Annotated in this window: 11 protein-coding genes; 2 read left to right on the forward strand and 9 right to left on the reverse strand. The window is 38.6% G+C overall.

Annotation, left to right across the window (positions count from 1 at the left end):
* Window positions 1-16 precede the first annotated feature (16 nt).
* The 5 genes from addA to AC3A54_RS09175 form a co-directional block, all read right to left on the reverse strand.
* On the reverse strand, window positions 17-3,799 hold the full coding sequence (addA, locus tag AC3A54_RS09155; protein ID WP_487654214.1) for a helicase-exonuclease AddAB subunit AddA: 3,783 nt from the start codon (window positions 3,797-3,799) through the stop codon (window positions 17-19).
* Window positions 3,792-7,289: a helicase-exonuclease AddAB subunit AddB gene (gene addB / locus AC3A54_RS09160; RefSeq protein ID WP_487654215.1), complete on the reverse strand. Its 3,498-nt coding sequence runs from the start codon at window positions 7,287-7,289 to the stop codon at window positions 3,792-3,794. The genes addA and addB overlap by 8 nt, the downstream gene beginning before the upstream one ends.
* 357 nt (window positions 7,290-7,646) lie before the next feature.
* On the reverse strand, window positions 7,647-8,201 hold the full coding sequence (lepB, locus tag AC3A54_RS09165; protein WP_335547967.1) for a signal peptidase I: 555 nt from the start codon (window positions 8,199-8,201) through the stop codon (window positions 7,647-7,649).
* Window positions 8,191-8,856 (reverse strand): TVP38/TMEM64 family protein, encoded by a 666-nt coding sequence (locus AC3A54_RS09170; protein WP_335547969.1) that lies wholly within the window; start codon window positions 8,854-8,856, stop codon window positions 8,191-8,193. The genes lepB and AC3A54_RS09170 overlap by 11 nt, the downstream gene beginning before the upstream one ends.
* 49 nt (window positions 8,857-8,905) lie before the next feature.
* A complete protein-coding gene (locus AC3A54_RS09175; protein WP_487654216.1) occupies window positions 8,906-9,847 on the reverse strand; it encodes an LCP family protein in 942 nt (313 codons plus the stop codon).
* A gap of 268 nt (window positions 9,848-10,115) precedes the next feature.
* On the opposite strand from AC3A54_RS09175, the gene AC3A54_RS09180 reads away from it, so the two are divergent.
* A complete protein-coding gene (locus tag AC3A54_RS09180) occupies window positions 10,116-10,481 on the forward strand; it encodes a YhjD family protein (protein WP_335547972.1) in 366 nt (121 codons plus the stop codon).
* An 18-nt stretch (window positions 10,482-10,499) separates the two neighbouring features.
* Here AC3A54_RS09180 and AC3A54_RS09185 read toward each other — a convergent pair whose 3' ends face one another.
* Window positions 10,500-11,078: a competence protein ComK gene (locus AC3A54_RS09185; protein WP_487654217.1), complete on the reverse strand. Its 579-nt coding sequence runs from the start codon at window positions 11,076-11,078 to the stop codon at window positions 10,500-10,502.
* 189 nt (window positions 11,079-11,267) lie between these two features.
* Between AC3A54_RS09185 and AC3A54_RS09190 the strand changes: the two genes are divergently transcribed.
* Complete coding sequence (locus tag AC3A54_RS09190; protein WP_487654218.1) at window positions 11,268-11,504, forward strand: IDEAL domain-containing protein; 237 nt, start codon at window positions 11,268-11,270, stop codon at window positions 11,502-11,504.
* Between the two features lie 89 nt (window positions 11,505-11,593).
* On the opposite strand, the gene AC3A54_RS09195 is transcribed toward AC3A54_RS09190, so the two are convergent.
* The 3 genes from AC3A54_RS09195 to AC3A54_RS09205 all read right to left on the reverse strand — a co-directional run bounded on the left by AC3A54_RS09195 (window position 11,594) and on the right by AC3A54_RS09205 (window position 13,991).
* Window positions 11,594-12,865, reverse strand: a complete 1,272-nt coding sequence (locus tag AC3A54_RS09195) for a M48 family metallopeptidase (protein ID WP_487654219.1) — start codon at window positions 12,863-12,865, stop codon at window positions 11,594-11,596.
* Between the two features lie 96 nt (window positions 12,866-12,961).
* Entirely contained in the window at window positions 12,962-13,270 is a 309-nt protein-coding gene (locus tag AC3A54_RS09200) for an AzlD domain-containing protein (RefSeq protein ID WP_487654220.1), read from the reverse strand.
* Window positions 13,260-13,991, reverse strand: a complete 732-nt coding sequence (locus AC3A54_RS09205; protein WP_487654221.1) for an AzlC family ABC transporter permease — start codon at window positions 13,989-13,991, stop codon at window positions 13,260-13,262. The genes AC3A54_RS09200 and AC3A54_RS09205 overlap by 11 nt, the downstream gene beginning before the upstream one ends.
* Window positions 13,992-14,049 lie beyond the last annotated feature (58 nt).

A 14,049-nucleotide genomic window follows, 5' to 3' on the forward strand; every position in this document is an offset into this window, starting at 1 on the left:
TCATTTTTTAATTAACTTATTTATTAACCTTTAAGATATGGGCTCCATCAAAGAAAAATAAATATCTTTCTACAACATTTCTTTTCCAAATCTGTTCAATCGCCCTTGTATATAAATTAATTTGCAGCTTGTAACGCTCTTCAAGGATGGGACTTGCCTGTGAAAAACCACCTTTATACCTGTCTGTAATTCCATCTGATTTATAATCAATTAGTACCAAGCCATTTTCATCTTCAAGGATGCAATCAATAATTCCTTGTACAAAAACAGCTTCCTCTGAATCTTTCCAATTTGGATAAACTTCATTTGCAGGCAGTGAGAGTGTGAACGGGATTTCCCTATGAATAGCTTTCGCATGAAAATACCTTTGTCCCAGTTCTGAATGAAAAAACTGAACAATTAATTTGCTATCAATGACCTCCGCTTGCTCTGGGGTAAGCAACTCATTATTTACCATCCATTCAAGTTGTTCCTTTATAGATTCCTCACTAATAGGTCTTGATAGGTCCACATGCTGCATCACCATATGCATGGCTGTCCCCCGCTCAGCAGGGCTTAATTGTTTTTCCTGCATAAACTTAGGTCGCTTTGAGATCGTCTTCTTAAAATGCCGAACAAGTTCTGTACCGCTATGTTCATCCGCTATTTCCCTGCTGCGCTTGATTTCAGAAACCGATTGCTTTGAGCGATGGATTGCTGCGCTTGGATAAGAATATTCCCAAGTTAATCGGTCTTGTATTTCCTCAGCAAAAAGGGATTCTACTGGTACTGGCTCTGCCTTTTGTACCATATCCATAAAGTGGTCTTGTTCCATTTCAAGTGTTAGTTCCTGTTTTTTAATTTCTTCCGCATTTATTAATGAAATGTTCCATGAAGAAGGATGATTGGTAATTTCTGATGGAACTAGTATATTGACTTCACCTCTGGTTCGCAATTCACTGCAGTCTTGATGACGAATAAGTGCAGGACCAATCCAATCGATGTAGCTGTTTGCTGATGCCCTTTCATAATCCTTTAACAACCATTCTGTATTAGAGGAGACATCATTCCACTGATCGATTTTTTTTATGGCATCCTTTAAGGTAGCCGTTGCATATAGCTTCTCTTTTGCCCTTGTCATTGCCACGTATAATACACGCATTTCCTCGGCGAGCATTTCCATTTTCTTCTTTCGCTTAAAAGCAATTTGCGGCAGTGATGGATACGATATCCGTTTCTTTATATTGACATACTTTGCAGCAAATCCATATTCTTTATCTAGCATATATGGTTTACGAATATCGGACAAATTAAATTGTCTTGCCATTCCTGCCATAAACACAACCGGAAATTCAAGCCCTTTACTGCTATGGATGGTCATAATTCTCACAACATCCTCTTGCTCACCTAAAGCTCTGGCAGCACCTAAGTCATTCCCTCTTTCAATCATTCGTTCAATAAAACGTAAAAACCGGAATAACCCACGGAAGGAGGTTTGTTCATATTGCCGTGCTCTGTCATAAAGAGCTCGTAAATTCGCTTGGCGCTGTTTTCCACCCGGCAAACCGCCGACAAAATCATAGAACTGAGTATCACGGTATAACTGCCAAATTAACTCCGACAGTGAACCTCGTCTGGCCATTGAACGCCATTCTGTTAGAGCATCATAAAAGCGTCGGACTTTTTCATAAAAAGTTTCAGTTGTCTCGTCAGGCTTGCTATGACAAAAAGTGGTAACGGCATCCCAAAAAGACCCCTTTTTCTGGTGAATGCGAATTTTAGCAAGTTCCTCTTCATTTAGACCGACGATAGGTGAACGCAGCACGGATGCAATCGGGATATCCTGGGAAGGATTATCAATCACTCGGAGCAAGGACATCATAATCGCAACTTCAGTTGCCTCAAAATAGCCTGTGGATAAATTGGCATAGATTGGAATGCCTTGCTGCTTAAATTCCTCCATGATTTGCGGTGCCCATGTCATGGATCTTAGCAGGATGACAATGTCTCGGTACTTTAACGTACGGTTCGTCTTCGTTTTCGTATTATAAACAGGTGAACCCTGTTGGACTAATTCTTTAATTTTAGCAGCCATTACTCTGGCTTCAAGTTGAGATTGTTCAAGTTCTGTCGCATCAAATCCGGCCTGGGCCATTTCAGCCACTGCTTCTGTTTCCTCAGATGTTTCTTGTAATTCAGCATTTTGATCGATAAGAATCAGCTCTACAGGAAATGGTTCATCGTCTGGATACGGTGCCCCATTCCGCAGTTCTGCTGCTTCATCGTATTCAATTTCACCAACTCTTACACCCATGATTTGTTTGAATAAATAATTGGTCGCCTCGAGTACTTCTTTCCTGCTTCTAAAATTTCGTGCCAAATCGATTCGCAATCCTGTTGATTCACCAGTAACAGTAAAACGATTATACTTACCTAAAAACAGGTTTGGCTCTGCCAACCGGAACCGGTAGATGGACTGTTTCACATCCCCGACCATGAACAGGTTGCCAAATTGCTCCTCATCCTTCGTCACTAGCTTCAGTATTGTTTCTTGCACCAAATTTGTATCCTGATATTCATCACAGTAGACTTCTTTAAAATGTCTCCTATATGCAAGTGCTGCCTCTGAAGGTTGAAATTCACCTACACCAGGACTTTCTCCTGTTAAAATTTGCAGACAAAAATGCTCGAGATCGGCATAGTCCACTAGTCCTTTTTCTCTCTTTGCTTTTTCAAACCGCTCAGCAAAGTCTTTTACAAGATAGACAAGTGTTTCAATTAACGGTTTCATTTCTTCCATATCTCGCAAGAAACCATCTGGCTTACGCGAAAAGAGTTCTTCACCAATATCTTGAATTTTCTTTTTTGCTTTTTCCCGCAGTTTTTGGGCTTTCTCTGCTAATTCCTTATCGAAGTGATCACCCTTCACTGGCTTTGCACGTGAAAAGGACCAGGTTTGCATGGCTTGATACAATGTCTCCCAAGAATCTTCTTTCGCTTTTATTAGTGTATCAATTACATGCAGATCATCTAAAAAATTCTCCGCCCTAGGTGCTGGTCCATTCGGTAGCTTGGTAATCTCCAAGCCTCGCTTTATCATTTCCTTTGCAGCTTCCAGTTGCAATTCAATATCAAAAAGAAGCGCCTGGACAAATGGAAGGTCTTCAATATTTGTTGTCGGAACAACGTTATACATATCAATAATAGATTGTAAATATTGCTCTGGAATCGGATTTGAACGGGCAAAATCATAAATCGATCGCACAATATCCTGTAGCGCATCGTCGCTTCGATCACTCGTAAACGAATCAACTAGATTAAAAAAGGCTTCGTTTTCTGGTTTACCGTATTCTACTTCAAAAAGCTCGTCCATTACTTCATCTCTAATTAGCTGTGCTTCGGTTTCATCTGCGATTCGAAACCCGGGGTCCACATCAATCAAGTAATAATACTTCCGGATAACCTCCATACAAAAAGAGTGAAGAGTGGAAATGGAGGCTTTATTTAGTAAGCTGAGCTGCTTTCGTAAGTGCCGAGAACCAGGATCCGCATCAATCGCTTTTTCTAATGCTTCTCCAATTCGATGCCTCATCTCCGCAGCGGAAGCATTCGTAAATGTCACCACTAATAATTCATCCACATTGATGGGGTCATCGGTTGAAAGAATCTTTTGAATGATTCTTTCAACAAGGACTGCCGTTTTTCCTGATCCGGCCGCAGCTGCTACGAGAATATCTTTATTCTTAGCCATAATCGCTTTCCACTGATCTTCTGTCCAAGTAGCATCTGCAGGTTTCGGCGGGATAAAAGAATTACTCATTTCCACTCAACTCCTCTCGGATTAAATCAAGTACCTTTTCATTTGATAATGGTGTAATCACACGGTAAGGACTATTCTCAATTCCTTCATCTAATTGACAAACTGATTTATAAGGACAGAAGGTACAAGCCTTTTTGTCCTTCTGTTTATATGGAGAAATCTCTACATGTCCATCGACGATAGCGTTCCCCGTTTTCTGATACAGCGTCCTTACATAATTTCTTAAATCATTAAAATGCTCCATACTAGCCACTTTTGAACGCTTGGTTAAGTTCCCATCCTTCTTAATTCCAGCAGAAATAATATGCGAATCACCTGACTCAAGCGTTTGATCCATGAGTTTGATTACACTTTGATCACTTAATAATAATCCATTCATCTTAAATTTCTTCATAATTTCTGCTTCGATTTCATCCATCGTCAACAATTTTGTTGAGTTAATAAGCGGATTATGAACGTGAAAATAAAGGACACCTGCAGGACTTGCCTCCATCTCGACTAATTCCTTTGAGTAGGTCATAACAATATCCAAATAGGTGATCATTTGCAGTGAGAGACCATAATATACATCACTTAAATGAACGTCTTTTTCACTCGATTTATAATCAATTACCCTTAAGAACACATTATCGTCTTCACTCTTTGCTTGATCTACCCTATCAATTCGCCCAGCTAACTCCATTCTCTTTCCATTTTTTAATGGAAAACTTAATGGCGGCAGTTCCGCATTTGCTCCAAATCCCAATTCTAATCCAATTGGGGAGAATCCACTTACTTTTGCATGCTCACTTAACACAAGTGAAGCACGGGTAATAATTTGCTCTAATTTACGCTTGATATAATGATGCCTCTCGGAACTCAACAAAATCTCATTTTGTAATTTTGGAGCTATAGCATTGACTGCTTCTTTGGATAATTCCTCACATTGCACTTTCGTTAACTGTGCCCATGAGATGTTTTGTGTATTAACTGTATCAGAAATATACTTTATAGCTGCATGAAATAACTCTCCGATATCAGGCGCTTCTAAGCGGAAAATTTGTCTTTCTCGAAGCCTCAAACCATGCTGAACAAAATGAGTAAAAGCACAGCTATTAAACAATTCCATTCTCGATACACTCGCCTGAATGGTATCACCGTATAATTCGTCTGCCACCTGTGTAGAAAGCTGAACCGTCTGGTTCGTATAAAAAAGGCTCGAAAACACTTTTTTTGCCTTTTCCTTTCCCGGACTTTCTAAATAATAGTTATACACATCCCACCATAGATTTGAAATCGGGTAATTTCGTTTGTTCAGCTGAAGTTGGGAGGTCAAATAAGATAATGTTGTGGTAAAGTTTGTAATAAAGCTTAACTGTCCCTCTTCCGGCAATTCAGCTGGGTCTGAAACATAATAATGTTCTCTCGCCTCAGGGAACATATCTTTTATCCTCTTGATATAAGAGGAGGCAATTAGAGCTTTCCCCTCATCATTTGCTAATGGATAGGTTACGTAAAGCACCTCAGCGGGTGCAGTAAAAGCTTTATAGGCTAGAAAATTCTCATCTAGCAAACGTGTTCGACTGCTTGGTGCGACGTTGATACCTGCTGAAAGAAGCATTTCCCGGTCTTCATCTGATAGTATTCCTTCGTCTGATATTTTCGCTGGTAATACTCCCTCATTGACGCCAACCACGAAACAGACCTTGATATCCATTAATCTTGATTTCTCTAAGTCTCCAATTAAAACTTGATCTAGTGCAGGTGGTATTAGGGAAAAATGTAAAGACTCAAATCCAGATTCTAAGATAGCTGCAAAGGACTTTAGTGAGACTGGTTCATCTCCTAAAATCTCTACATATTGATCTAATAAATCAATGACCGCGTTCCACACCTGTTCGTGCTCTCGCATTTTCACAAGATTACCCTTTTCTTCCGCTTCCACTTTCCACTTTTCAAGCTTCTCAGGAATATCTAATTCTTCTAAAAATAAATAGATGGCTTCGCAAAGTTTACGTCCGGTATCTGCCTTCTTCAATCGCCTTGAAAGGCGGAGAATCGGTGCTGTTACCATTAGCTTTAACTCATTTAATTCCTGCTCCATTTTACGTTCGGCATCGGTTTGGCCATTTCCATCCAACTCTAGCCCTCTAATTCTCCGGTAACTCCAGCGATCCTTTTTCGTCCACTTACTTCCTTTAATGCCGTAAGCCAAGACGTAATTTTCAAGCCTATCCATCTTCTCCCGCATTTTTATCGGATTTTCCTGTAACGGATAGATTAATTCCGTTTTAATGACTCTGAAAATAGATTCATAGCGCCAGTATGTGTTAGTAACTTCCAGCGTCGAGCGGATTAGCTCAATAAGAGGATGATTTAACATTGTCCGTTTTTGGTCAATAAAATAAGGAATCTGATAATCTTCGAATACTGGCTCAACAATTTCATGATAGTCTTGTCCGTTACGGATTAGTAATGCGATGTCTCGGTAGCGGTACCCTTTTTCTCTAACTAAGCGGCGAGTTTCTCTTGCAATTCCTTCAATTTCAGCTCGGCGGTTGACAGCTTGGCAAATATTTATTTCCGTCTTCCCATAAAAAGGAATGGCCGGGCGGGCATCAAAATTTCCCTCTAAATGACGTAAGGACAGATGACTCCATTTTTTTTGCTCTTGGAGGGTAACAGGCTCCTCCACTTCTATCCCTTCTGCCCTTGCCAAATCATAAATGGAGTAACTGGTTTCACTTGATAAGCGAAACAAATCAAGCTCATCTGGTCCAGATTCTACTGAAAGGTGCTCCGTTGTCAACGCGATGGAAACCCTTTGGCAATGTTTCATCAACTCGGTTAACACACGATATTCCTGCGGTGAAAAGTTATAAAATCCATCAATATAGATTTCTGCCTCTCTCAAATAGGAAGAGCTGGATATCTTCTCTGACAGAAGACGAAAATAATCCTCAGAATCAAGATATTTTCCGAATATTTCCTCTTCGAATTTTTGATAAATAATTTCTAAATCCATTAATTTATCATTCAGGGCCATTGAACCAGAGGTTTCTCCTGCTCCAACCTGTTTTGGGGCTTGCATTAGTTCCTCGGGACTAATGCAATACCTCTTAAATTCGATAATCATTTGCTCTACTTGCTGAACGAATCCAGTCTTATCTGCAGCCCTTTGAAAAAGCTTCAATTGGTCCTTCTGCTCATCAATTATTTTGCGGATTAACATATTAATTCCGACATTACTTAAATGTACACGGCTTATACCGCCTGTTTCCTGAAGGATTCTCCACGCTAACCGGGAAAAGCTAAATACTTGTGCCCGAATCATCCCCCTTAGCTTTAGGTCAGTAGCCAAGCGGTATTCAGATAAGAATGTCATCTGATCAGGAACAATATATATAATGGGAGTGCCTTCTGGTTGATTGATTAGTCGAGTACGTATTTCATCAAGAAACATGGCAGTTTTGCCGCTTCCTGATCGTCCAATTACCATTCTTAATGTCATATGCCAACCTCACTTCCTATAAACTGTAAAAAACTCTATCTTTCATTTTATCATAAAAAGCAGTACAAATGTTTGTATCTGATTACTGTGATTAAAACCATAATTGGTATTTTTCCGCAAAAAAAAACACGATTTTACCAATCGTGCCTGTCTTGCTCTAAAAATATTGGCTTTGTTAAAATTGTCTGTTGATTTCCGCTCCAGGCGCTTCGCTTTCCGTGGGCGTTTCGGCGAGCCTCCTCGGCGCTTGCGCCTGCGGGGTCTCCCCTGAACCGTACTCCCACAGGAGTCTTCGCGCCCTCCACTCCAATCAACAGGGTATAAATATCAACAATGTTGTTTAACACAGCCAAATTATTAAAAATGGACGTCCATTTCATTCAATGGCCAGTAGCGTAAATCTACTTTCCCAACCACTTGGGTTGCGGAGATAAAGCCGAATTGACGGCTGTCCCAGCTTCCTAGTCGATTATCACCCAGTACGAATAATTTCCCTTCAGGCACTGTATTTTCGCCTGTTATTTCTTTCAAACTAAAATCGCCTGTTATTTTTAAACCAGGTGACTTCTGTTTGTAAACATCTAAAAACGGCTCTTCATATTTATGCCCATTAATATATAATTGATCATTACGATACTCTAGTTTATCACCTGGAAGCCCAATAATTCTTTTAACAAAGTCTTCTTTTGCATTTGCGTGAAACACGATTACGTCAAAGCGATTCAATTCCCCCACTTGATAGCCAAGTTTATTCACTACAAGTTTGTTTCCATCCTGTAGGGTTGGCATCATTGATTCGCCTTCCACAATATAGTTGGAGAAGAAAAATGTCCGAATAAAAGCAAAAATAATAATACCTATTGCAAACGCCTTAACCCATTCCATTCCTTCCTTTTTCCATTCAATCTTCATTGTAACTCCTCCTTTTCTCCAGCTCTTTGTCTCTATATAATTCTTCATTATGGTCAGTTTCTGTACTCTTATTCAATCTAAGTTCAATTCTTTTTCCTATATACCAAAGAATGAAAATAACAAGAAATACTATGACCGTGCGAAAAGGTTTAGTTATTAATGAATGAATATCATATCCTATAAAACTTATCGTGAAAATCATCACCATTTTACCAATGCAAACAGCAAGCATATATTGGGCAGTGCTAATTTTTGAAAGACCAGCGACAATATTGACAACTGCCGAGGGTGTAAATGGAAAGCACAGTAGTAAAAAAAGCGGACCAAAACCGTGGTGCTCCACCCAATCCATGAGCTTTCGAACCTTAGGGTGCTTCGGCAAAAAAGATAATAATCTTCTTTGCCCATATTTCCTGACTAGCAAAAAAACCAGTAGTGCCCCGATACAAGTTCCAATCCATGAATATAAAAAACCTAACCACAGTCCGAATGCACTTGCATTAGCCATTACAAATAGGAATAATGGGAGAAACGGAAGAAATGCTTCAATAATGGTTAGCAAGATGCCAGGTAATGGACCCAGGGCTCGATATTCCCGTATTAGACTCATAATATTTTCAAGCGTAAACCATGCTTTCAATGCATCAAAGTCCATCCCATTTCTCCTTTATTTTTTGTCCTATTCATTTTGTACTAGAGAAATTTCACTGTGTAATGAATTGATGAAGAGCTTCTTTATTCTTTTCGACATCAATATCTAAAACAGCACCTTCTCCTTTAATTCTCGGCTCTGTAAAACTGTCTTCCACTGGGATTCGTAGGGTAGCTACATTTCCTCTTTTATCTGAAAAGAAATCCTTTCCCATAAATAACATGTCAGAAGTGTCCATGTTAGTTTTCACATACGGGGTAACAACCCCAATAAGTTTGGGCAATTTCGTAATGGTTTGAAAACCACTCAACTGGTCTCCAATTGCCTTTACTACCTTTTGTTGACGTTCGACCCGCCCAAAATCGCCTACAGCATCATGACGGAAGCGAACATATCCAAGCAATTGTGTACCATTCAATCTTTGTAATCCTGGTTCTAATGTGACATCGATATTTGCAGACATCTTTTTCTCTACATCAATCTCTACTCCATTCGGAAAAGCTTCATCAATCAACTGAGCAAAACCTTGAAAATCAACAATAGCATAGTATTGTAAATCAATATCAAAGTTCTGTTTAATTGTTTGTCTCATTAACTCTGGACCCCCAAGTGCGAAAGCCGAATTAATTTTATGGTTCCCGTGACCAGGAATTTCCAGATAACTATCCCTCATAATGGATGTTAGTTTGAAGGTCCCTTTGTCCTCGTTATAATGTGCAATCATAATGGTATCTGCCCTGGACTTTTCTTTCCCTCTTGCATCACTTCCAAGCAATAAAATATTCGTATCTCCATACTGGTCCTTTTGTCCTTCAAATGTATAGACTTCTTCGGTATCCGTATTGTCCTTATTTATTTTCTTTAATGATTGATTTACTCCTTGTTTAAATTGAAAATAGGCATAACCCGCTCCTGCTCCAATTAAAAGTAAGAATACAAGCAAAATGGACGTCCATCTTCTCTTTTTCTTATGTTGATGTTTGTCAGCTCTCATTTGTTTACCACCCATTCGTCCCTGTTTTATCTTCACCTATATATGACTGGTATTTCTTTTTAAAGGTTTCTCCATTTAATTCATTTTCCCCTACCAGATATCCTTCTATTAATAAAAACTTTCTCATAAATCTGGCGAAATTTGCAACAAAGAAAGCTCGCCACATGACGAGCTTTGGTAAAAATAAAGTCCTATTGCTTTTATTGTTGCTTTTTCGTAAAATAACAAGGAACACTTGTTCTTATTTTTACAGAAAGGTGGAGTATCCATGACCCGAATTCCAGAGAGTGATCGTGACATTATGGAGAAAGCCATCTATTTACCGATGGTTCTGATTGTCCTAAACCGTGATTTATCTGTTGTAGAAAAAAGCCCCTTCAAATTAAAAAAACCGTATTTGGATTTGATTGAGGAAACAATGAAGGAAATTCAGCGGGAATTGGCTGAGGTAAAACAATATATGAAAAAAAATAAACTCCAAATCATTGAAACAAAACGGGACGACGCTTTTACGATGTACATGTTTATTTACAAAGGCTATGAGGAAAACCATAATTACTTTAATCCACGAATTCGAAATAAGGTTCAAGAATTAATGGAAGCCTACTTACTAAAAAAACATCTGTCCCGTTAAAATAATGGGTAGCAACTCTTATTTCGGATTCGAAGTTTTACTGTGATTCGTAAATTCTCTTTGGGTTTCTGATGCCTTCCCTAATTTAGGTCTGTTTATTAAATAAAACGTCTTTTTATTTCCTTTTCTTTCCAACCTTTGTAAAAACCTCGTTTTTACATGAGAAGTTCTTTCCATCTGCTTGTTAAATGTAATATAAGGAACATCGAAAAGAAGTGATTGTTTATTTTGAAACAGAACTTTAGTTTTCACACCTGGTGCTGGCGAATGGTTTTCAATTTGTGATGGCGAAAACCACATACAAACAGAACTCTCGGGTGAAGCAGTAGGGAAAAAGAAGATGTCGTTACTCGGTTCAATCGCAATTGGTACTTTACGTGTGTAATTAGTTAGATCTTTAGTTGCCCTTCGTCTTGATTGGTAATCAGCTCCATAATATTCGCAGCTATGTTTGATGATTTCAAATGGTTTAAATGGAGACAAGAATTCAGCATCCGTCTCATAGATCTGAGAATATATTTTACTACCGTATTCTACTGGTAGTATAAACATGGTGGATGAATTTACCTCATATTCTTCAATTATTTTTTGCTTCAACCCATTCAGCTCCTTTGATAGTATCTACCACATCTTACCACTTTCGACAAATAATTTATTGTTTTTTCTGAATTGTTGCTAAATTATTCACAAAATGTGTCAAGTAATTATTTTTCAGAAAATTATAAATAGTATTGATAATACTGAGAAAACTCCATATAATAGAAAAAAGCATCAGAGGTGATTTTCATGAATGAAAAATCATACACAGAATTAATGAAACTTGGTGCCATGAAACGCAATCAACTGAAAGAGAACTTCGTCCAGGATTTATACATCGACATGCTTTTATCGGAAATTCAGCTAACTGTGGAAAAGGAAAAATTATTACGTAAGATTGATTTGGCCATCGACAGGCGAGACAAACGATTATTTCACCTTCTATCTGGACAGCTCAAGGACATTAACAAACGATTTGGAACGTAAATTAACCTTCGCGAACCGCCTGAATTGGGCGGTTTTTTGTTTTAAGAAAAAGAGGCTAAAGTCACGTATGATCTTTAGCCTCAGTTTGGTTATTTATTTTTTAGTTTGATTTCGTATTCCTCCAGCTTTGAAATTCGATCGAGCATAGAAGGATGTGTATAACGGAAAATTTTCACCAAGAAAGGTGGGTTGACTTGACTTAACCCTGAGCGACTTAACTCCTGGAACGAAGCAATCGCAGCTTCTGGGTTTTTTGTCATCTCAATCGCATATTTGTCCGCCCGTGTTTCCTGATAGCGAGAAGCAAAATTTGTAAATGGACTGGCCGCAAACATAAGCATGGATAAAATCATGAAAAATAAAGGCAGTGAACGTATATCTGCTACATCCGTTATTTTCAGTTCCTTACCCCAGCGCTTTGTTGCCCAGTTCATCAACCTATAGGTCAAATATAATCCGAGTAGCGAGAGCAGCAGATACCCCCCAATGCCGAAGTATATATGTTTTTCGACGTAATGACACATTTCATGTGCCATTATGAAGAGGATTTGGTTATCATTCAGCCGATTCAAGGTAGTATCCCATAGGACAATCCTAGCATTCGAACCAATCCCCGTTACATACGCATTTAAAGAATTTGTTTTATCTGCCATATTTACTTCAAAAACATGCTGTGCGGGAATGTCTGCCTTCTCTGCTAAGGCTAAAATCTTTGTTTCTAATTCTTTATTTTTTAAGGTATAAAAATCATTGTATAGTGGATCAATAACAACGGGTTGCAGGAACATCATAAATAAGGTAAACGGTATGGACAACAACCATCCATAGAGCCACCAGCGTTTACTGCTTTTTTTCATAAGCCAATATAAAACTGGCACAATAATCAACCATGTCCCATAATTAAGCCAAAAATCAATTAATTCATCCTTCATCCAAGAAGGGAAGGATTGAGTGGAAATATGATACGTCTTAGATAAGGTATAGCTAATATAGTTTAATGGAAATGTTGCTAAGAAAGCAAAAAAGGATAACCAAATTAGATAGATCGCCGTTTGCAGAAATTTGTACTTAGAGGAGCTTTCTGCCCAGCGTTTAAAAGCCTTAGAAAAGCCAAACAATAATAGTAAAAAATAAAACAGCCATTCAAAAGGTGTTGATAAAAAAAACAATAGATTTCTAATTTTTGAATACTCTTCGCTCAACATAAGCTCCCTTCCATTTAAAAAGGTAGCCGGGTCAGCTTTAGATCCTTCATATTCAAAAGGTAACTTTGTATCAGCAAAGTAAAATAAGTACCAATAAAAAAACAATCCAAACAGACAGAAGGCCAATACCGCATAGACCCCCATTTTTCTTACCATCACTTTGTCCCCCTTTGTGTACAGCCTCTCTCTATATTTAGTTTAGTTTAATCTCCTAGTTTTAGAACCATAAAAAAAAGCCAGTACATGACCGGCTTACATAAGATACGAATAAAGAGAAAGAACTGCAATAGATCCAAGGACCACCACAATCACATTTGCACCTAAATATGCGGCAATAAAAGCTGCGGCTGCCCCAAGTACACCGTACCAAATATCTCCCTTTTGAATGAAAAGAATAGCTGGAAAAATCAAAGCACCAAGAGTAGCGTATGGAACATTTTTCAAAACACCCTGAACAAATGGTGGCAGCTCTTTTCCTTTAAATAAAACAAACGGCAGCATTCGAGGAATATAAGTGACTAATCCCATTCCAATAATCATCCAAATAATTTCACTCTTCATGTTGTACACCCCGATGCTTATTTTTCAAAACTTCTCCTAACTCAATAAGAACCGCTGATAAAAGAGTTGCTGTAACTATAGCCCATCCTTGGGCCATAAGTTGATTAATTGTGAAAATGGAGTTAAACACCGCACCAAGTGCAGCTAGAAAAACCACTTTTACACTTTTTTTCATGGAAGGGACTAATAGACCAATAAACATGGCATAAAGTGCCACACTCATGCTTTCTTGTAGGGTTTGTGGCAGACTTGCACCGATGAGGTGACCGACTCCAGAAAATACAACCCAGCTTGAATAGGATACGGAAATAACACCAAACATAAAGCCTGTTGTAGCGGTGCCTTCTTTCGTGGCAACCACAGAAAACGTCTCATCCGTAATGCCAAAAGAGTATATCAGTTTATTCAGTAAATGGTCTTCCTCACATTTTTCCGTTAAGGTGGTGCTCATTAAAAAGTGACGAATATTCACAATAAACGTCGTTAGAATAATTTCGAAAATCCCCGTCCCGTAAGCGATCAGACTTAATGATATATATTGTGATGCACCAGCAAATACAATGATACTCATTAAAACGGTTTCGTAAATGGAAAGGCCTGAAGTTTTTGCGAGAAGCCCAAAAGTTAGTGCAATAGGAAAATAACCAATCCCGATCGTAATGCCTGCCTGGAGCCCCTTCTTAAACTCAGATGTCTCTCTCCCAATTGCCAAATCTGCCAACCTAATTCCCCCCATAATCCATTTCTCATATAAACATAAATTTTAGCAAATTTTCAGG

It is taken from the genome of Neobacillus sp. Soil_C_43 (assembly GCF_057656715.1).

What these genes read in the sequence shown, in the direction of transcription:
- addA (WP_487654214.1), bottom strand. Translation starts at nt 3,799, where the DNA reads ATGAGTAATTCTTTTATCCCGCCGAAACCTGCAGATGCTACTTGGACA.
- addB (WP_487654215.1), bottom strand. Translation starts at nt 7,289, where the DNA reads ATGACATTAAGAATGGTAATTGGACGATCAGGAAGCGGCAAAACTGCC.
- lepB (WP_335547967.1), bottom strand. Translation starts at nt 8,201, where the DNA reads ATGAAGATTGAATGGAAAAAGGAAGGAATGGAATGGGTTAAGGCGTTT.
- AC3A54_RS09170 (WP_335547969.1), bottom strand. Translation starts at nt 8,856, where the DNA reads ATGGACTTTGATGCATTGAAAGCATGGTTTACGCTTGAAAATATTATG.
- AC3A54_RS09175 (WP_487654216.1), bottom strand. Translation starts at nt 9,847, where the DNA reads ATGAGAGCTGACAAACATCAACATAAGAAAAAGAGAAGATGGACGTCC.
- AC3A54_RS09180 (WP_335547972.1), top strand. Translation starts at nt 10,116, where the DNA reads ATGACCCGAATTCCAGAGAGTGATCGTGACATTATGGAGAAAGCCATC.
- AC3A54_RS09190 (WP_487654218.1), top strand. Translation starts at nt 11,268, where the DNA reads ATGAATGAAAAATCATACACAGAATTAATGAAACTTGGTGCCATGAAA.
- AC3A54_RS09195 (WP_487654219.1), bottom strand. Translation starts at nt 12,865, where the DNA reads ATGGTAAGAAAAATGGGGGTCTATGCGGTATTGGCCTTCTGTCTGTTT.
- AC3A54_RS09200 (WP_487654220.1), bottom strand. Translation starts at nt 13,270, where the DNA reads ATGAAGAGTGAAATTATTTGGATGATTATTGGAATGGGATTAGTCACT.